18 protein-coding genes and 1 pseudogene are annotated in these 19,343 nt (G+C 62.0%); 10 read left to right on the forward strand and 9 right to left on the reverse strand.

From position 1 onward, the window contains the following. Positions 1–39: 39 nt before the first annotated feature. Positions 40–849 (reverse strand): tRNA cyclic N6-threonylcarbamoyladenosine(37) synthase TcdA, encoded by an 810-nt coding sequence (tcdA, locus tag BLR63_RS15645; RefSeq protein WP_010563509.1) that lies wholly within the window; start codon positions 847–849, stop codon positions 40–42. Positions 850–1,067: 218 nt separating this feature from the next. Between tcdA and BLR63_RS15650 the strand changes: the two genes are divergently transcribed. The 5 genes and pseudogenes from BLR63_RS15650 (at position 1,068) to BLR63_RS15665 (ending at position 6,297) form a co-directional block, all read left to right on the forward strand. Then, positions 1,068–3,659, forward strand: a complete 2,592-nt coding sequence (locus tag BLR63_RS15650) for a glycosyltransferase (protein ID WP_010563508.1) — start codon at positions 1,068–1,070, stop codon at positions 3,657–3,659. Between the two features lie 100 nt (positions 3,660–3,759). Beyond that, positions 3,760–3,849 (forward strand): annotated as a pseudogene (locus tag BLR63_RS31895) (outer membrane lipoprotein carrier protein LolA); the annotation flags it as partial. A 38-nt stretch (positions 3,850–3,887) separates the two neighbouring features. Beyond that, the gene (gene dapE / locus BLR63_RS15655; RefSeq protein WP_010563507.1) at positions 3,888–5,039 is read left to right on the forward strand and encodes a succinyl-diaminopimelate desuccinylase; all 1,152 of its coding nucleotides are present in this window, start codon (positions 3,888–3,890) and stop codon (positions 5,037–5,039) included. Beyond that, a complete protein-coding gene (locus tag BLR63_RS15660) occupies positions 5,039–5,848 on the forward strand; it encodes a putative RNA methyltransferase (RefSeq protein ID WP_010563506.1) in 810 nt (269 codons plus the stop codon). The genes dapE and BLR63_RS15660 overlap by 1 nt, the downstream gene beginning before the upstream one ends. Positions 5,849–5,919: 71 nt before the next feature. Continuing rightward, positions 5,920–6,297: a hypothetical protein gene (locus tag BLR63_RS15665; RefSeq protein WP_010563505.1), complete on the forward strand. Its 378-nt coding sequence runs from the start codon at positions 5,920–5,922 to the stop codon at positions 6,295–6,297. Positions 6,298–6,367: 70 nt separating this feature from the next. Here BLR63_RS15665 and BLR63_RS15670 read toward each other — a convergent pair whose 3' ends face one another. Beyond that, entirely contained in the window at positions 6,368–6,577 is a 210-nt protein-coding gene (locus BLR63_RS15670) for a cold shock domain-containing protein (RefSeq protein WP_010563504.1), read from the reverse strand. A 180-nt stretch (positions 6,578–6,757) separates the two neighbouring features. Here BLR63_RS15670 and plsB point away from each other — a divergent pair, with 180 nt between their 5' ends. From plsB to BLR63_RS15685, 3 genes are read left to right on the forward strand one after another with little or no spacing between them, the layout of a single operon-like run. Further along, positions 6,758–9,277, forward strand: a complete 2,520-nt coding sequence (plsB, locus tag BLR63_RS15675; RefSeq protein WP_010563503.1) for a glycerol-3-phosphate 1-O-acyltransferase PlsB — start codon at positions 6,758–6,760, stop codon at positions 9,275–9,277. A gap of 51 nt (positions 9,278–9,328) precedes the next feature. After that, complete coding sequence (locus BLR63_RS15680) at positions 9,329–9,730, forward strand: YbaY family lipoprotein (RefSeq protein ID WP_010563502.1); 402 nt, start codon at positions 9,329–9,331, stop codon at positions 9,728–9,730. Positions 9,731–9,755: 25 nt separating this feature from the next. Beyond that, positions 9,756–10,445, forward strand: coding sequence for a DUF4197 domain-containing protein (locus BLR63_RS15685; RefSeq protein WP_010563501.1), 690 nt, complete (start codon positions 9,756–9,758; stop codon positions 10,443–10,445). A gap of 75 nt (positions 10,446–10,520) precedes the next feature. Here the strand turns inward: BLR63_RS15685 and BLR63_RS31215 are convergent, their stop codons facing one another. The 3 genes from BLR63_RS31215 to BLR63_RS15695 all read right to left on the reverse strand — a co-directional run bounded on the left by BLR63_RS31215 (position 10,521) and on the right by BLR63_RS15695 (position 15,073). Then, the gene (locus tag BLR63_RS31215; RefSeq protein ID WP_156791904.1) at positions 10,521–10,685 is read right to left on the reverse strand and encodes a hypothetical protein; all 165 of its coding nucleotides are present in this window, start codon (positions 10,683–10,685) and stop codon (positions 10,521–10,523) included. Positions 10,686–10,900: 215 nt separating this feature from the next. Next, positions 10,901–13,966 (reverse strand): efflux RND transporter permease subunit, encoded by a 3,066-nt coding sequence (locus BLR63_RS15690; RefSeq protein ID WP_010563500.1) that lies wholly within the window; start codon positions 13,964–13,966, stop codon positions 10,901–10,903. A gap of 6 nt (positions 13,967–13,972) precedes the next feature. Beyond that, on the reverse strand, positions 13,973–15,073 hold the full coding sequence (locus tag BLR63_RS15695) for an efflux RND transporter periplasmic adaptor subunit (RefSeq protein ID WP_010563499.1): 1,101 nt from the start codon (positions 15,071–15,073) through the stop codon (positions 13,973–13,975). Between the two features lie 93 nt (positions 15,074–15,166). On the opposite strand from BLR63_RS15695, the gene BLR63_RS15700 reads away from it, so the two are divergent. Further along, positions 15,167–15,802, forward strand: coding sequence for a TetR/AcrR family transcriptional regulator (locus tag BLR63_RS15700; RefSeq protein ID WP_042946518.1), 636 nt, complete (start codon positions 15,167–15,169; stop codon positions 15,800–15,802). A gap of 3 nt (positions 15,803–15,805) precedes the next feature. On the opposite strand, the gene BLR63_RS15705 is transcribed toward BLR63_RS15700, so the two are convergent. After that, entirely contained in the window at positions 15,806–16,588 is a 783-nt protein-coding gene (locus BLR63_RS15705; RefSeq protein WP_010563497.1) for a class I SAM-dependent methyltransferase, read from the reverse strand. 96 nt (positions 16,589–16,684) lie between these two features. On the opposite strand from BLR63_RS15705, the gene BLR63_RS15710 reads away from it, so the two are divergent. Then, on the forward strand, positions 16,685–17,305 hold the full coding sequence (locus tag BLR63_RS15710) for a hypothetical protein (protein WP_042946517.1): 621 nt from the start codon (positions 16,685–16,687) through the stop codon (positions 17,303–17,305). A 22-nt stretch (positions 17,306–17,327) separates the two neighbouring features. On the opposite strand, the gene BLR63_RS15715 is transcribed toward BLR63_RS15710, so the two are convergent. The 3 genes from BLR63_RS15715 to BLR63_RS15725 are packed head-to-tail and all read right to left on the reverse strand — an operon-like array spanning position 17,328 to position 19,333. Beyond that, the gene (locus BLR63_RS15715) at positions 17,328–18,155 is read right to left on the reverse strand and encodes an isocitrate lyase/PEP mutase family protein (protein WP_010563496.1); all 828 of its coding nucleotides are present in this window, start codon (positions 18,153–18,155) and stop codon (positions 17,328–17,330) included. Between the two features lie 27 nt (positions 18,156–18,182). Next, positions 18,183–19,043 carry a DUF72 domain-containing protein gene (locus BLR63_RS15720; RefSeq protein ID WP_010563495.1) on the reverse strand — a complete coding sequence of 287 codons (861 nt, stop codon included), beginning with the start codon at positions 19,041–19,043 and terminating at the stop codon, positions 18,183–18,185. After that, positions 19,043–19,333, reverse strand: a complete 291-nt coding sequence (locus tag BLR63_RS15725; RefSeq protein ID WP_010563494.1) for a hypothetical protein — start codon at positions 19,331–19,333, stop codon at positions 19,043–19,045. The genes BLR63_RS15720 and BLR63_RS15725 overlap by 1 nt, the downstream gene beginning before the upstream one ends. Positions 19,334–19,343 lie beyond the last annotated feature (10 nt).

The raw sequence follows: 19,343 nt of genomic DNA on the forward strand, positions 1-19,343 counted from the left end.
GCAAGCCCCCACAGGTTGTACTGCCTACGAATCTGGAATTCAGCTGGGCTTGACCCGCTCGGACGGCCGGCGCACCCCGGCCACGATCTTGTCCACCGCCTTGGTCGCCGCCACCATGCCGAAGGTGGCCGTCACCATCATCACCGCGCCAAACCCGCCGGCGCAGTCCAGCTTCACGCCATCCCCGACAAAACTCTTCTGCAAGCAGATGCTGCCGTCCGGCTTGGGATAGCGCAGTTGCTCGGTGGAAAACACGCACGGCACGCTGTAATGGCGGGTCACGGTGCGGGAGAAGCCGTAGTCGCGGCGCAGGGTGGAGCGTACTTTCGAGGCCAGGGGATCGTTGAAAGTGCGGTTCAGGTCACACACCTGGATCAGCGTCGGGTCGATCTGCCCGCCAGCGCCGCCGGTGGTGATGATCTGGATCTTGCGGCGTTTGCACCACGCGATCAGCGCGGCCTTGGCGTTGACCGCGTCGATGCAGTCGATCACGCAATCGATGTTCGGCGTGATGTATTCGGCCATGGTGTCGCGGGTGACGAAATCCGCCACCGCATGCACCGTGCAATCCGGGTTGATGCCGCGCAGGCGCTCAGCCATCACCTCGACCTTGGGCCTGCCCACCGTGCTGTCCAGGGCGTGCAACTGCCGGTTGCTGTTGCTCACGCAGACATCGTCGAGGTCAAACAGCGAAATCTCGCCTACGCCGCAACGGGCGATGGCTTCCGCCGCCCAGGAGCCGACTCCGCCGACGCCGACGATCGCCACATGGGCCGCTTTCAAGCGCTCCAGGCCTTCAATGCCATACAAGCGGGCGACGCCTGCAAACCGCGGATCTTCTGCACTCATGACCATTACCCCAAAAACCGGCGCGCATTATAGGGCTTTGCTGCGACAAGTTCGAAACTTCAGGTTACAAGTAAAGAACTTAGGCGAACATTCGCGGACTAACGTCCGGCTTTTCTCTGTCTGCTATACGCTCAGTGAAAGGCCGGTGTAGGATGCGCGCCGTTCGACGTAAGCCGACACCTCTTTCCGTTCCACACCTTTTGGAACCCGATATAACCATGGCATCGCGTAAATTTGGACTCAACCTGGTGGTGGTGCTGGCAATTGCCGCGCTGTTCACCGGTTTCTGGGCGCTGATCAACCGCCCGGTCACTGCCCCCAACTGGCCTGAGCAGATCTCCGGTTTTTCTTACTCGCCGTTTCAGCAAGGCCAGTACCCGCAGAAAGACCAGTACCCGACCGACGACCAGATGCGCCAGGACCTGGCGATCATGAGCAAGCTGACGGACAACATCCGTACCTACTCGGTCGACGGCACCCTTGGGGATATCCCCAAGCTGGCCGAAGAATTCGGCCTGCGGGTGACCCTGGGGATCTGGATCAGCCCGGACCTGGAACGCAACGAGCGTGAAATCCAGCGCGCCATCGAAATCGCCAACAGTTCGCGCAGCGTCGTGCGCGTGGTGGTGGGTAACGAAGCGCTGTTCCGTGAAGAGATCACCCCTGAAGCGCTGATCGTGCTGCTGGACCGGGTGCGCGCCGCGGTGAAAGTACCGGTGACCACCTCCGAGCAATGGCACATCTGGGAACACAATCCGCAGTTGGCCAAGCACGTCGACCTGATCGCCGCGCACATCCTGCCGTACTGGGAGCACATTCCGGTGGACCAGGCGGGCCAATTCGTACTCGACCGCGCGCGGGATCTGAAGAAAACCTTCCCGAAAAAGCCGCTGCTGCTGTCGGAAGTCGGCTGGCCGAGCAACGGGCGCATGCGCGGTGGTGCTGACGCGTCGCCGGCCGACCAGGCGATTTACCTGCGCACCCTGGTCAACAAGCTCAACCGCCAAGGCTACAACTACTTCGTGATCGAGGCCTTCGACCAGCCGTGGAAAGCCAGCGATGAAGGTTCGGTCGGCGCCTATTGGGGTGTGTTCAACGCCGCGCGCCAACAGAAATTCAACTTTGAAGGCCCAGTAGTGGCGATCCCGCAATGGCGGGTGCTGGCCATCGGTTCGGTGGTGCTTGCGCTGCTGTCCCTGACGCTGCTGATGATCGACGGCTCGGCCCTGCGCCAACGTGGCCGGACCTTCCTGACCTTTATCGCGTTCCTGTGCGGTTCGGTGCTGGTGTGGATCGGCTACGACTACAGCCAGCAATACAGCACCTGGTTCAGTCTGACCGTCGGTTTCCTCTTGGCACTCGGCGCCCTGGGCGTGTTTATCGTGTTGCTGACCGAGGCCCACGAACTGGCGGAAGCGGTATGGACCCACAAGCGTCGGCGTGAATTCCTGCCTGTGGTGGGGGATTCGGACTACCGCCCGAAAGTATCGATCCACGTGCCGTGCTACAACGAGCCGCCGGAAATGGTCAAACAGACCCTCGACGCCCTGGCCGCCCTCGATTACCCGGACTACGAAGTCCTGATCATCGACAACAACACCAAGGACCCGGCGGTATGGGAACCGGTGCGCGATTACTGCGCCACCCTCGGCCCGCGCTTCAAGTTCTTCCACGTTGCGCCCCTGGCCGGTTTCAAGGGCGGTGCGCTGAACTACCTGATCCCGCACACCGCCAAGGATGCCGAGGTGATCGCCGTGATCGACTCGGACTACTGCGTGTCGCCGAACTGGCTCAAGCACATGGTGCCGCACTTCGCCGACCCGAAAATCGCCGTGGTGCAATCGCCACAGGATTACCGCGACCAGAACGAAAGCACCTTCAAGAAGCTCTGCTACGCCGAATACAAAGGCTTCTTCCATATCGGCATGGTCACCCGCAACGACCGTGACGCGATCATCCAGCACGGCACCATGACCATGACCCGGCGTTCGGTGCTCGAGGAACTGGGCTGGGCCGACTGGTGTATCTGTGAAGACGCCGAATTGGGCCTGCGGATATTCGAGAAAGGTCTGTCAGCGGCGTATTACCACGACAGCTACGGCAAGGGGCTGATGCCGGACACCTTCATCGACTTCAAGAAACAGCGTTTCCGCTGGGCCTATGGCGCGATCCAGATCATCAAGCGTCATACCGCCAGCCTGTTGCGCGGCAAGGACACCGAGCTGACCCGTGGCCAGCGCTACCACTTCCTCGCGGGCTGGTTGCCGTGGGTGGCCGATGGCATGAACATCTTCTTCACCGTCGGCGCGCTGTTGTGGTCGGCGGCGATGATCATCGTGCCGACCCGGGTCGACCCGCCGCTGCTGATCTTCGCGATCCCGCCCCTGGCGTTGTTCGTGTTCAAGGTGGGCAAGATCATCTTCCTGTACCGCCGCGCCGTAGGCGTGAACCTCAAGGACGCATTCTGCGCGGCCCTGGCCGGATTGGCGTTGTCCCACACCATCGCCAAAGCGGTGCTGTATGGCTTCTTCACCACCAGCATTCCGTTCTTTCGGACGCCGAAGAACGCGGATAACCACGGCTTCTGGGTGGCGATTTCCGAAGCCCGCGAAGAAATGTTCATCATGCTGCTGTTGTGGGGCGCCGCGCTGGGGATCTACCTGGTGCAGGGTCTGCCGAGCAATGACATGCGCTTCTGGGTGGTAATGCTGCTGGTGCAATCGCTGCCGTATGTGGCGGCGTTGATCATGGCGTTCCTGTCGTCGCTGCCGAAACCGGCGCCGAAGGCCGAGCCGGCCACCGCGCTGTAAAAACTTGCGCAATGCACTAAACGGCGGCCTCTGGTCGCCGTTTTGCTATAAGATAACGGCCCTTTTGCACACCTTGCACCCAACGACTGTAGGAGCGAGCGTGCTTGCGAAAATCGTCAACGATCACGCGGGCATCCTGAATGAACGCGGTGCTTTTGCGTTTTTCGCGAGCAAGCTCGCTCCTACGGTCAATTGGAACGTCGCCGCCTTGATTTTCGGAGTTTTCCCATGACGGCCCATGCCGACCTTTCGCCGACCCTTCAACTTGCCATCGACCTGATCCGTCGCCCTTCGGTGACGCCGATTGACGCCGATTGCCAGAAGCTGATGATGCAGCGCCTGGGCGACGCCGGTTTTGCCCTGGAGCCGATGCGTATCGAAAACGTCGACAACTTCTGGGCCACCCATGGCAAGCACGCCGGCCCGGTGCTGTGTTTTGCCGGCCACACCGACGTGGTCCCGACCGGCCCGGTGCAGGCTTGGCAGAACGACCCGTTCGATGCCCTCATCGACGAAAACGGCATGCTCTGCGGGCGTGGCGCGGCGGATATGAAAGGCAGCCTGGCCGCAATGCTGGTGGCGTCGGAGCGCTTTGTCGCCGACTACCCGGACCACAAGGGTTCGATCGCATTCCTGATCACCAGCGATGAAGAAGGCCCGGCCCACCATGGCACCAAGGCGGTCATCGAACGCTTGGCCGCGCGCAAGGAACGCCTGGACTGGTGCATCGTCGGCGAACCGTCGAGCACGACCCTGGTGGGCGACGTGGTCAAGAACGGCCGTCGCGGTTCCCTCGGCGCCACCCTGACCGTGCGCGGTGTACAGGGCCACGTGGCCTACCCGCATCTGGCGAAGAACCCGATCCACCTGGCCGCTCCGGCCCTGGCCGAATTGGCCGCCGAGCATTGGGACGATGGCAACACCTTCTTCCCGCCGACCAGCTTCCAGATCTCCAACCTCAATGCCGGCACCGGTGCGACCAACGTGATCCCCGGCGACCTGACGGCCGTGTTCAACTTCCGTTTCTCCACCGAATCCACCGTCGAAGGCCTGCAACAGCGCGTCGCCGCGATCCTCGACAAGCACGGCCTGGACTGGCACGTAGACTGGGCACTGTCGGGCCTGCCGTTCCTCACCGAACCCGGCGCCTTGCTCGATGCGGTCTCGGCCAGCATCAAGGCGGTCACCGGGCGCGAGACCCAGGCGTCCACCAGTGGCGGCACCTCCGACGGGCGCTTCATTGCGACCCTCGGCACCCAGGTGGTCGAGTTGGGCCCGGTCAACGCGACGATTCACCAGGTCAACGAACGCATCCTGGCCAGCGACCTCGATGTGCTGACCGACATTTACTACCAAACCCTGATCAAGTTGCTCGCCTGATGCTCGCCTGCCCCCTTTGCAGCGCACCGCTCCACGCGGTGGACAATGGCGTGGCCTGCCCGGTCGGGCACCGTTTCGACCGCGCGCGCCAGGGTTACCTGAACCTGTTGCCGGTGCAGCACAAAAACAGCCGCGACCCAGGCGATAACCTGGCGATGGTCGAGGCGCGCCGCGACTTCCTCAACGCCGGCCACTACGCGCCGGTGGCCAAGCGCCTGGCGGAATTGGCGGCCGAACGTGCGCCGCAGCGCTGGGTGGACATCGGCTGTGGCGAGGGTTACTACACCGCGCAGATCGCCGAGGCCCTGCCCCACGCCGACGGCTATGCCCTGGATATTTCCAAGGAAGCGGTCAAGCGTGCGTGCAAGCGCAACCCGGCGCTGACCTGGTTGATCGCCAGCATGGCCCGCATACCGTTGGCCGATGCCAGCTGTCAGTTCCTTGCCAGCGTATTCAGCCCGTTGGACTGGCAAGAAGCCAAGCGCCTACTAAGCCCCGGCGGCGGCTTGATGAAGGTCGGCCCCACCAGCGGCCACCTGATGGAACTGCGCGAGCGTTTATACGATGAAGTGCGCGAGTACACCGACGACAAGCACCTGGCCCTGGTGCCGGACGGCATGAGCCTTGCGCACAGCGAGACCCTAGCGTTCACCCTGAGCCTGGCCGAACCCCGGGACCGCGCCAACCTGCTGGCCATGACGCCCCACGGCTGGCGCGCCAGTGCCGAGCGCCGCGCCGACGTAATCGAGGCCGCCGAGCCGCTGCAGGTCACTGTGTCGATGCGCTACGATTATTTCGTGCTTCAATAACCGACTTTTCGGGCACTACGCCCACCTGACATCCGCGAATGGATTTTCGAATCCCGCAACGAGGAACATCCATGCGCCAACCTGATATCGAGATTTACCTGAAGGACGCCGACGTCGACTACAAGGCCATCGCCGCGTGGCTCGGCGCCGCGCTGGGTCCGTGCACCGACTGGGTCCAGAAGGGCCAGACCTACAAGTGCAAGGCCGGCAATGTGCCCGTCACCTGGCTGCCGAAAGCGGTAGGCAAGTGGAACAGCCTGTATCTGGAAAGTGACCAGACGCCGTGGGAAGACGACATCGCCTGCGCCCGCGCTGCGTTTGCCGCGCTGAATGTCGAAGTGCGCTGCGCGCCAGGGAGCTGGATCGAGGAAGAAGGCGAGGAAAACGCCGACACCTGGATTCGCATCAGCGCCGATGGCGAAGAACAGATCACCTGGAAAACCGCCTGATCCGAATGGGTGACCCCGATCAAAATGTGGGAGGAGGCTTGCTCCCTCCCACATTGATTCAGCGGTGGTCTCAGAGGCCCACCACATCCTCTGCCTGCAAGCCCTTCTCGCCGCTCACCACGGCGTATTCCACCTGCTGGCCCTCGGCCAGGGAACGATGGCCTTCACCGCGAATGGCACGGTAGTGCACAAACACATCCTTGCCGTCTTCACGCTGGATAAAGCCGTAGCCCTTGGCGTCGTTGAACCACTTCACACTACCGGTTTCGCGCGTTGCCATCTGTTCACTCCCACATGATTGTTATTGTTGAGTCGGTCGCGTTGAACTGCCGAGTATATGACAGGCTCAAAAACGATCAACTCAAGTTTACATCGCTGCTTTTTTGCCGATTTTCGGCGAATACGGCACACTACTCGCCCGAGCGCCTGCTCGGTTTTTTCCACTTGAAGCAGCTCGCCTATGACCCGCTCCCCGTTCCGCCGTCTGGTGTTTGGCACCCTGCGCCGACTGTTGTACCTCTGGGTTCGCTCGGAAACGATCAACCAGTCGTCCCTAACCCTCAACCTGGACCGCAGCCGGCCGGTGTTCTACGTCCTGCAATCGCCCTCCCTCAGCGAATTGGCCGTGGTCGATACCGAGTGCACCAAGGCCGGCCTGCCACGCCCGGTGCTGCCGGTATCGGTCGGCCCGCTGATGGAACCCGCGGCGTTCTTCTACCTCACACCGGAACCGGACTGGCTCGGCCGCCAGGACAAGCGCGGCGCGCCGCCGACCCTGACCCGCCTGGTCAATACCCTGACCGAGCACGCCGAAGAGAATGCACAAATCATTCCGGTCAGCGTGTTCTGGGGGCAGTCACCCGATAGCGAGTCCAGCCCCTGGAAACTGCTGTTTGCCGACAGCTGGGCAGTCACCGGGCGTCTGCGCCGCTTGCTGAGCATCCTGATCCTCGGTCGCAAGACCCGAGTGCAATTCTCCGCGCCCATCAACCTGCGTGAATTGATCGAGCACAATAAAGGTCACGAACGCACCGTGCGCATGGCCCAACGCATCCTGCGCGTGCACTTTCGTAACCTGAAGACCGCGGTGATCGGCCCCGATCTGTCCCACCGCCGCAATCTGGTGAAGGGCTTGGTGAATATGCCGCTGGTACGCCAGGCGATTGCCGACGAAGCCGAGCGAGAAAAGATCAGCCCGGAAAAAGCCAAGGCCCAGGCCCTGCGCTACGGCAACGAGATCGCCTCGGACTACACCTACACCGCGATCCGCTTCCTGGAAGTGGTGCTCAGCTGGTTCTGGAACAAGATCTACGACGGCATCAAGGTCAACAACATCGAGGGCGTGCAAAAGGTTGCCCAGGGTTACGAGGTGATCTACGTACCCTGCCACCGCAGCCACATCGACTACCTGCTGCTGTCGTACCTGCTGTTCAAGAACGGCCTGACCCCGCCGCACATCGCCGCCGGGATCAACCTGAACATGCCGGTGATCGGTAGCCTGCTGCGCCGTGGCGGTGCGTTTTTCATGCGGCGCACCTTCAAGGGCAACCCGCTGTACACCTCGGTGTTCAACGAATACCTGCACACGCTGTTCACCAAAGGCTTCCCGGTGGAGTACTTCGTCGAAGGCGGACGTTCGCGCACCGGGCGCATGCTGCAGCCCAAAACCGGGATGCTGGCGATTACCTTGCGCAGCTTCCTGCGTTCCTCGCGCATGCCGATTGTGTTCGTACCGGTGTATATCGGCTATGAGCGTGTGCTCGAAGGCCGCACCTACCTCGGTGAGTTGCGTGGCGCGAGCAAGAAGAAAGAGTCGATCTTCGATATTTTCAAAGTGATCGGTGCGCTCAAGCAGCGTTTTGGCCAGGTCGCGGTCAACTTCGGCGAACCGATCAAACTGGCGGAATTCCTCGACGTCGAGCAACCGGATTGGCGCGCCCAGGAGCTGGGCCCGAACTACAAACCGGCCTGGCTCAACGCAACCACCCATCGTCTCGGCGAACAGGTGGCGCGGCACTTGAACGAAGCGGCGGCGGTCAACCCGGTCAACCTGGTGGCCCTGGCGCTGCTGTCCACCACACGCCTGGCCCTGGACGAACAGGCCATGGCCCGCCAGTTGGACCTGTACCTGGCGCTGCTGCGCCGCGTGCCTTATTCGCCCCACACCACCTTGCCCGAAGGCGATGGCATGGCGCTGATCAAGCACGTCAAGGACATGCACCTGCTGTCGGAACAGAGCGACGCCCTCGGCAAGATTCTGTACCTGGACGAGCAGAACGCCGTCCTGATGACCTACTACCGCAACAACGTGCTGCATATCTTCGCCCTGCCGGCGCTGCTGGCGAGCTTCTTCCAGAGCAGTTCGCGGATGAGCCGCGAGCAGATCCTGCGCTACACCCGTGCCCTGTACCCGTACCTGCAATCGGAGCTGTTTATCCGCTGGTCGCTGGAAGAGCTGGACACGGTGATCGACCAGTGGCTGGAGGCCTTCGTCGAGCAGGGCCTGCTGCGCCTGGAAAACGACGTGTACCTGCGCCCGGCCCCGAGTTCGCGGCACTTCGTGCTGCTGACGCTGCTGTCCAAAAGCATCGCCCAGACCCTGCAACGCTTCTACATGGCGATCTCGCTGCTGCTCAACAGTGGCCGGAACACCATCAGCGCCGAAGAGTTGGAAGACCTGTGCACGACCATGGCCCAGCGCCTGTCGATCCTGCATGGCCTCAACGCCCCGGAATTCTTCGACAAGAGTCTTTTCCGACATTTCATCCAGACCTTGCTGGAGCAAGATGTGCTGCGCCGCGATGAAGCCGGCAAGTTGAGTTATCACGACCTGCTCGGCGAACTGGCCGAGGGCGCAGCCAAGCGCGTGTTGCCGGCCGAAATTCGCCTGTCGATTCGCCAGGTGGCCTTGCATCGCGTGGACGGTGCGGCCGAGGCGTCGGACGAACCTGCAGCCGTCAAACCCGAAGAAAACCGCTAGATTTAACGAGGTGCCGGTTGGACGCCGGCACCGTTGAAAAGGAGCTGCACCATGAAAAAGATCCTCCTCCTGGGCCTCACCGCCCTGCTCGGAGCCTGCCAATCCATGCCCCCTGCGCCCACGGCCAGCCTCGATGGCGAAGTGTTCTACCTGCAACGCATCGCCCTGCCAGCGACAGCGACCTTGAGCGTCAGCCTGCAAGACGTGTCGCGGATGGACGCCCCGGCCGTGACACTCGCCGAGCAGAAAGGCCCGGTCAAGGGCCAGGTGCCACTGCCATTTCACCTGAGTTACGATCCGGCACAGGTCAAGCCGGGCCACCGTTATGCGGTGACTGCTCGCATCGAACTGGACGGCAAGCTACTGTTCATGACCACCGAACAGCACGCGGTACAGCTCAATGGCCAGGACCCACAGCCACTGCGCTTGCGGGTCAACGCTGTCGCTCACTGAATTTTTCGACCATAAGGAAGCGCCCATGCTCCGCAACTCCCTTCGCCTCACTGCCCTGTGTGCCGGCCTGCTGCTCGGTGCCAACGCCATGGCCCTTGACCTTGGCAGCCTGTCCCAGGGCGACGCCAGCGGCGGCCTCAAGGACGCCCTGACCCAGGGCGCACAGATCGCCGTAAAACAACTGGGTGTACCCGGTGGTTTCAGCAACAACCCCGAAGTGAAAATCGGCCTGCCGGGCAAACTCGGCAAAGTCGCCGACAAGCTGAAAATGTTCGGCATGGGTGACCAGGTCACACAGCTGGAAGACAGCATGAACAAAGCGGCTGAAACCGCCGTGACCCAGGCCCAGCCGATCCTGGTCAACGCCGTGAAAAACATGAGCGTGACCGACGCCAAGGGCATCCTTACCGGCGGCCAGGACTCGGCCACCCAGTACCTGAACAAGAGCAGCCGCGAAGAAATCCGCGCCAAGTTCCTGCCCATCGTCAAGGCTGCCACCGACAAGGTCGGCGTCGCCCAGCAGTACAACGCCCTGGCCGGCAAGGCAGCGGCATTTGGCGCGATCGATACCAAGAGCGCCAACGTCGAAAACTACGTGACCGAGCAGGCGCTGGATGGTTTGTTCAAGATGATCGCGCAGCAGGAAGAGACGATTCGCAAGAATCCGGCAGCTGCGGCGACCAGCCTGGCGAAAAAGGTGTTTGGCGCGCTGTAGACACCGCCCCCCTCGCGCCACGAAAAAAAACGCCCCGATTATTCGGGGCGTTTGCGTACAGGAGTCAGTCGGGGATCAATATTTTATTTTTGCCTCAATATTGATTGTCCGCTCATTGGCCTTGTCGTCACATGGTTTGGCGGGCTCAGGTTTGCAGCACCCGCCGCCATGGGACTGGCCATTTTTCATCGCGGCGCCAAGCAGCGAAAGAGGATTCAACAGAATAGGCATGATGATCATGGTGAACTCCTTGCGTTCCAATCGTTCCAGCCTCTGCCTCAAGCAGAAGCCGGTACCTGCCAATCAGGTAACGTTGAGTGGCGATCACACAAGAATGGTTCCTTGCCGACTGTAGTCATACGCCCTGGCGCAAAAGCGAAACAGCCGACCGCCACGGAGGTCGCAGGGTTGATCTTCAACGGGCTCAGCCAGGGCTGAAACAGTGACCAGCATGCTTACGCAGCATCCTTCCTCACTTTGAACCACGCTGCATACAGTGCTGGCAGGAACAATAGCGTCAATGCCGTCGCCACAATCAATCCCCCCATGATCGCCACCGCCATCGGCCCGAAGAACACACTGCGTGACAGCGGGATCATCGCCAGTACCGCCGCGAGTGCCGTCAGCACAATCGGGCGGAAGCGTCGGACGGTGGCTTCGATGATGGCCTGCCACGGCGCGAGTCCGGCCTTGATGTCCTGTTCGATCTGGTCCACCAGGATCACCGAGTTGCGCATGATCATCCCCGACAGCGCGATGGTGCCGAGCATGGCGACAAACCCGAAGGGTTGGCGGAACACCAGCAGGAACAGCGTCACGCCGATCAGTCCAAGGGGTGCGGTGAGAAACACCATCGCCGTGCGTGAGAAACTTCGCAGTTGCAGCATCAGCAACGTCAGCACCACCACGATGAACAAGGGGACACCGGCCTTCACCGAGTTCTGCCCGCGCGCGGAGTCTTCGACGGTACCGCCGACGTCCAGCAGGTAGCCGTCGGGCAGTTCGGCGCGCACACCTTCAAGGGTCGGCAGGATCTGCTGGACCAGCGTCGCCGGTTGCTCCTTGCCATAGATATCAGCGCGAATGGTCACGGTCGGCAGGCGGTTGCGGTGCCAGATCACGCCCTCTTCGAAGCCGTATTCAAGGGTAGCGATTTGGGCCAGGGCCACGCTTTTTCCGTTGTCGGTCGGCACGGCCAGGCTTGGCAGCAGCGACAATTCAGTACGTTCGTGGACGGTGCCGCGCAGAAGGATTTCGATCAACTCGTTGTCCTCCCGGAATTGGCTGACGCTGGAACCGGTGAGGGAGCTCTGCAGGAATTTCGACAGGTTGGCGGTGCTCACGCCAAGGGCGCGGGCGCGGTCCTGGTCGATATTGAGGTAGACGATCTTGCTGGGTTCTTCCCAGTCCAGGTGCACATTGGCCACGTGGGGATTTTCGCGAACCCTGGCCGCCACTTTACGGGCCAGGGCGCGAACTTCTCCGATGTTCTCGCCCGTCACGCGAAACTGCACTGGGTAGCCCACGGGCGGGCCGTTTTCCAGGCGCGTGACCCGTGAGCGCAGGTCCGGGAATTGTTCGTTGAGGGTTTGGATCAGCCAAGTGCGCAGGCTTTCACGCTCCTCGATCGTCTTGGCCAACACCACGAATTGGGCAAAGCTGGCCGCCGGCAGTTGCTGGTCCAGGGGCAGATAGAAACGCGGCGAACCGGTACCGACATAGGCCACGTAGTTGTCGATGCCAGCATGGTCCTTGAGCAAAGCCTCCAGGCGCTTGACCTGCGCGGCGGTGTTGCTCAGGGAGGCGCCTTCGGCCAGTTTGAGGTCGACCATCAGTTCCAGACGGCCGGACGCAGGGAAGAACTGCTGGGGCACAAAACGAAACAACGCAACCGACCCGATGAACAACAGCAGGGTCAACACGACCACGGTTTTACGGCGCCGTACACACCACTCCACCAAACGTCTTACACGCTGGTAGAACGGAGTGCCGTAGGGATCGGGCCCATCCGTACCGTGCTTAGCCGCATGAATCTTCGCCAGGTCAGGCAGGAGTTTTTCCCCCAGGTAAGGCACGAACACCACGGCGGCCACCCAGGAAGCCAGTAACGCGATGGTCACCACCTGGAAGATCGAACGGGTGTATTCGCCGGTGCTCGACTGCGCGGTGGCGATCGGCAGGAAGCCGGCGGCGGTGATCAGCGTCCCGGTAAGCATCGGGAACGCGGTGCTGGTCCAGGCGAAACTTGCGGCTTTAACCCGGTCATAACCCTGTTCCATTTTGATCGCCATCATTTCCACGGCGATAATCGCATCGTCCACCAGCAAGCCCAGGGCCAGCACCAGGGCACCAAGGGAAATCTTGTGCAGGCCGATACCGAGGTAATACATGCTGGCAAAGGTCATCGCCAGCACCAGCGGAATCGCCAGGGCTACCACCATGCCGGTACGCACGCCGAGGGAGAAGAAGCTCACCAGCAACACAATGGCCAGCGCCTCGGCCAAGACACGGACGAATTCTCCGACGCCGGTTTTCACTGCCGCCGGCTGGTCCGACACCTTGCGCAGTTCCATGCCCGCCGGAAGGTTCTTCTGCAAGCGTGCGAATTCGCCTTCAAGAGCCTTGCCCAACACCAGGATGTCGCCGCCGTCGCGCATGGCCACGGCCAGACCGATGGCGTCTTCGCCCATAAAGCGCATGCGCGGCGCGGGTGGGTCGTTGAAGCCACGGTGGATCTGCGCCACATCGCCGATGCGGAAGGTGCGATCGCCGACGCGGATCGGGAAGGCGCGAATCTCTTCCACCGTCTTGAAATTGCCTGACACCCGCAACTGCACGCGCTCGCTCGGGGTTTCAAAGAAGCCGGCGGTGGACACCGCGTTCTGCTCCTGCAACGCCTGCTGCACGGCGGCCAGGGGCAAGCCGAGGGTGGCCAGTTTGAGGTTGGATAGCTCGATCCAGATTTTCTCGTCCTGCAGGCCGATCAGCTCGACCTTGCCGACATCCGCCACCCGTTGCAGTTGGATCTGGATGCGGTCGGCGTAGTCCTTGAGCACGGCGTAGTCGAAACCGTCGCCGGTCAGGGCGTAGATATTGCCAAAGGTGGTGCCGAATTCATCGTTGAAAAACGGCCCTTGTATATCGGGCGGCAAGGTCTGGCGAATGTCGCCGACCTTTTTGCGCACCTGGTACCACAGGTCGGGAATCTGCGCCGAACGCATGGCGTCGCGGGCGACGAACGTGACCTGGGATTCGCCGGGCCGCGAGAAGGACACGATGCGATCGTACTCGCCGGTCTCCATGAGTTTTTTCTCGATGCGCTCGGTGACCTGCCGCGAAACCTCCTGGGCCGTGGCCCCGGGCCAGTTGGTCTTGATCACCATGGCCTTGAAGGTGAACGGCGGGTCTTCGCTTTGCCCCAACTTGGTGTAGGACAAAGTGCCAACCACTGCCAGCAGGATCATCAGGAACAGTACGATCTGGCGATTGCGCAACGCCCATTCGGAAAGATTGAAACCCATCGGGGACTACTCCTTGGCCGCCAGATTCACTACACGGTTGGCGCGATCCACCGGGCGCACTTGCTGGCCCTCATGGAGCACATGCACACCGGCGGCAACCACCCAATCAGTGGGATTCAAACCTTCCAGTACCGGTACGGCCTTTTCGCCGAACGCGCCGATGCGCACCACTGTGCGCTTGAGGGTATTGTCCGGCAGCACGCGCCAGACGTACGACACACCGTTCTCTGCACTAAGGGCGGACAGCGGCACAGACAAAGGAATAACGCCATCGGCCTGTATGAATACGCGGGCGCTCTGGCCCAGTTCGGCCGGGACCTTACCGCCGGTGAACGCGATGCGCGCGGCGAAGGTCCGGGATTTGGGATCGGCGGCGGGCGACAGTTCACGAATACGCCCGGCAAAGCGTTGCTCCGGCTGGCTCCACAACTCAACCGCGACCGGTTGGCCGATCTTGAAGCGACCGAAGCCTTGCTCCGGCAGACTGATCAGCACTTCACGTTCACCGTCGGTGGCCAGGGTGAATACGGTCTGGCCGGCGGACACCACTTGGCCGACTTCCACCGAACGCTTGGCGACCACGCCGTCCTGCGGCGCACGCAGCACGGCATAACCGGCCTGATTGCTGGACACGTCGAACTCGGCCTTGATCTGCTTGAGGCGCGCTTCACCGGATCGGTAGAGATTTTCGGCGTTGTCGTACTGGGAACGGCTGACCAGTTGACGGTCCATCAGCGTTTTGTAGCGATCACGCTCGGCCCGCACCAATCTCAGGTTGGCTTCGGCAGCCGCGACTTGGGCGCGGGTGGCCTCCAATTGCAGGCGCACATCCTGGGGATCGAGTTCCGCCAACGGCTGGTTGGCCTTGACCCGTTCGCCCTCCTCCACCAACCGCTTGCTGACTTTGCCGCCGATGCGAAAGGCCAGATCCGGCTCGTAACGGGCACGTACTTCGCCTGGATAGCTGTCCGTCGCCTGCGCCGAGGGCTGCGGCTGCACCACCATGGCCGGGCGGAGGGGGGTCTTGGCCGTATCTTCATGGCCGCAAGCGGCCAACAGGAGGGCCAGGCTGAGAGGCAACGCAAGGGGCAGGAAAGTGCTGCGCATGCTGAAGGACCTTTCGCAAATGGAGCTTGGAATAATTATACTTGCCGGTATGTTATTAATACCAAACTCACCAGTCCAGTATTAAAGGTGGAAATGTCCGACAATCCTGTCCACACCAATAGCCCAGGGCGTCCCAAGGACATGGCAAAACGCCAGGCTATCCTCGAAGCAGCCAAAATCCTGTTTCTGAACAATGGCTACGCCAGCACCAGCATGGATGCTGTGGCCCTTGAGGCCGGCGTGTCGAAACTGACCGTCTATAGCCACTTCACCGACAAAGAGACCTTATTCACCGCCGCCGTGGTGGCAAAGTGCGAGGAACAACTGCCGGTGATGTACTTTGAACTGCCCCCCGATATGCCGGTGGACACTGTGTTGTTGAATATCGCGCGGGGGTTCCATCGGCTGATCAACAGCGAGGAGTCGGTGAACCTGCATCGCCTGATGATGACCACCGGCAATCAGGACGTGAAACTCTCACAGATCTTCTTTGAAGCGGGCCCCATGCGCATGTTGCAAGGCATGGAACGCCTGCTGAGCAAAATCGACCAGAGCGGCGCGCTGAGCATCGACAAACCGTTCAAGGCGGCCGAGCACTTCTTCTGCCTGCTCAAGGGCACCGCGAATTTCTGCTTGCTGTATGGCTGCGCCGGGCAGTTGAGCGAAGAGGCCGCCGAAGCCCATGTGCAGGATGTGGTGGGGTTGTTTATGCGGGCCTACCGACCTTGAGGATCAGGGCTTGAGCGCCTTCTTGGGGTAGATGTCATAGCGGCTGGATTTGCCATCCAGCGCATGGCTTGGCTTGGGCCCTTCGATGCATGGCGCCTTGCGCGGGCGCTTGACCACCACGCGATGACTGGCCAGCGCCAGCGCCGCCGCCAGCAAGGCCGGAGCGTCCAGATCATCGCCTACCAGCGGACGGAACAGGCGCATTTCCTTCTTCACCAAGGCGGTTTTCTCACGATGAGGGAACATCGGGTCGAGGTAGATCACCTGGGGCGGCTCGCCTTGCCAGTTGAGCATCACGTCGATGGAGTTGCCCTTGAGCAGCTTCATGCGCGCCACGATCGGCGCCACGTCAAAATCCTCCGCCGCGCGTGCCAGGCCGTCTTCGAGCAAGGCGCCGATCAATGGCTGGCGCTCGATCAGGCTCATGTCGCAACCCAGGCTAGCGAGGACAAACGCGTCCTTGCCCAGCCCGGCTGTGGCGTCCAGCACCCGCGGACGCACACCTTGGGCAATGCCCACGGCCTTGGCGATCATCTGTCCGCTGCCACCGCCGTATAAACGCCGGTGCGCGGCACCACCTTCGACAAAGTCGACGCGCACCGGCCCCGGTGCATCAGGCCCAAGCTGTTGCAACTGCAGGCCGTGTTCCCCGACTTGCAGGGAAAAATCCGCATCGGCCAGCGTTAATGGCAAGCCAAGCTGTTCGGCCACCTGCCCGGCGCGGGCCTTGAAACCTTCGGCCAAGGCCTCGACCTGGATGCGGCTGGCCGCGGGTTGTTCGCTCATCAATCGCTACGCTCAAAAATATTAAGGATCGGCAAAAAGCGGCCGATAAAAACAACAGTCAGGTATTTTGCCAGAGCTGAGCGTCGACCGAGAAAAATGTCAGACATTCTTCCCCTAACCATCGGTGTACTGCCGACCCACAACAACTACGGCCTGCGCAATACTCAAGCGCTGGCCGGCGTAAGTCATGTGTGGCAGGACTTCTTCGCCCGGGCGCTGGCCGAGCAGCTCGGTGAAAACCAGGACGCCCTGGCCGCCAAGGCGTCGGCACCGGCGGACCCGGCGGTAGAACCCAGCGAAGGCGCCGACCTGTTGTCGCAAATCCTCACCCAGCGCGAATGCGACGTCAAAGACACCGAGATCGCCCCGCCTGAGCCGCTGTTCCTGCCGAAAGCCGAGTTCGAGACCGAGCTGCTGCCACCACCGGCAACCCCATTCCCGCCTGACGAAATCGTCGCCCAGCAGCGCCAGCAGAATTTCGAAAGCGGTTGGGTGCGCCCGATCGTGCTGACCGCCGGCCAACCGTTGCCCGAACCGGGCCCGGCACCGGAACCGCGTCCACTGCACCTGCCGATTGCCGAGTTCGAACTGGATCTGCTGCCACCGGCCGCCACCCCATACCCTGAAGAAGAGCTGGTGGCGCAACAAAAAGCCCTGGACTTCGACTACTACTGGGCGCGTCCGCTGATCACCCACAACCTGCGCCTGGCCGCCTGAGCCTCAGCGGTACAGCCACCGCTTAATCCTTGAAGAACCGATTGGCGGTGCTGAAAGGCATCGAGCGCTCGGTAAACGTGAATGTGCCGTGCTCGGACACCTCCTGGGCCGCCCGGTAAAACTCGCCGTAGGCCGCCAGCGCCATGGCCGAACCTACGCTGATACGCCTGACGCCCATCTCGCTCAACTGCGCCACACTCAGCTTCAGCCCGCCGGACATCAACACGTTCACCGGCTTTGGGGCGACGGCCTTGACCACCGCCAGCACATCCTCGGCACTGCGCAGACCCGGTGCGTAGAGCACGTCGGCCCCGGCTTCGGCGTAGGCCTGCAGGCGGCGGATGGTGTCGGGCAAATCCAGGCGACCGTGTAGGAGGTTCTCCGCGCGTGCCGTCAGGATGAATGGAAATGGCAGACTGCGAGCGGCGGCTACGGCGGCTTCCACGCGCTGCACGGACAGGTCGAAGGGATAGATCGGGTCAGCCGCAATGCCGCTGGCATCTTCGATGGAACCCCCGACGATACCGCTGGCGGCGGCGCACAGGATCGTCTGGGCACAGCCTTCGGGGGTGTCGCTAAAACCGTTTTCCAAGTCCGCCGCTACCGGCAAGGTGGTCGCCCTGGCAATCATGCCGGCATTGGCCAGCGTGTCCTCCAGGGACAACGCCCCTTCAGCATCCGGCCGCCCCAGGCTGAAGGCACAGCCCGCGCTGGTGGTGGCCAGGGCCTCGAAACCGAGGCTGGCGAGCATGATCGCCGAGCCCGCATCCCACGGGTTGGGCATCACAAAGGCTCGATCGCGTTCATGCAAGGCCTTGAAGGTTTCGGCGCGACGGGCTTGGGCATCCATGACTGACTCCTGGCGGGAAAAAGTCCCCTAGAGTAACCCCAGTTGCTCCACAGCAGGCTCACGATGCAAGGTCGGCAGCGCCGGCAGGCCGGGCAGGCGCGCCATCAGTTGGCCATGGAAGCGCAGGGCCAATTGCGCCGCGAGGCGGTTGTCGGAAGTGTGCAGGAACATGTAGGGCGTGCGCCCTTCTTCGATCCAGCCGGCGATTTTTTCCACCCAGGGGATCAGGAACGGATCGTTGGCCTCAAGCTCTGGATGACCGATAAAACGCACCTGGGGAAACAGGGTCAGCGCCGCCGGACGTGGCGGGACCTTGGGCTTTTTCGATTGAGCATGCAGCACGGCCGCCGCGGTGGACGTGCAACTGAACAGCGCGCGTGGGTCGAGGCAGACGCGCTCGACGCCACGGTCACGCAGCAGACGATTGAGCATGCGCTCGGCATCGCCCTTGGCGAAGAATTCCGGGTGGCGGACTTCCACGGCCAACGGGCGTTCCAGCCCGTCGATAAAACCGGTCAGCTCGCCCAGGCGTTGCGGCGAAAAACTCGCCGACAGTTGCAGCCACAGCGGCGAAACACGCTCGCCCAACGGGCTCATCAGGCCGACGAAGCTTTGCGCCGCCGGCAACTGCTCACGCAGGTCGCCACCATGGCTGATATCGCCGGGGAATTTGGCGGTGAAGCGAAATCCCTCGGGCATGATCTCGGCCCAGCGCTGCACAGTGGCGGCCGAGGGGCGAGCATAAAACGTGGTGTTGCCTTCAACGGCATTGAAGACTTGGGAATACAAGGCGAGGTAGTCGCCGGAGCGGGCATCGGCGGGGTACAGGTACTCACGCCAGGCGTTTTCGCTCCAGGACGGGCAACCGATGTAGTAAGGCAGGTGCATCAGATGTGGATGTCGAGGCCCAGCACTTCCATATCCCATTCGACGAAACCGGCGGTGGTCAGGTAGCTGGCCAGGGCGGTGGCGACGCTTTTGCTCATGGAGCGCGGGAAGACCATGTCTTGCTGGCGCGCGGGAAGACCGCTGATACGAGCGCTGGCGGCGCCTTGGGCTTCGGACTGCACGTCGATGAAGTCCGGCGAATCCTCGACGGAATCGTCTACCGTGGCGTTTGCCTTACGCGGCTTACGCTTGATGGGGTAGGACTGTGAGGAAAAGCCGTCTATACGCATCGATGCGAAC

Source organism: Pseudomonas extremaustralis (assembly GCF_900102035.1).
Classification (GTDB): domain Bacteria; phylum Pseudomonadota; class Gammaproteobacteria; order Pseudomonadales; family Pseudomonadaceae; genus Aquipseudomonas; species Aquipseudomonas extremaustralis.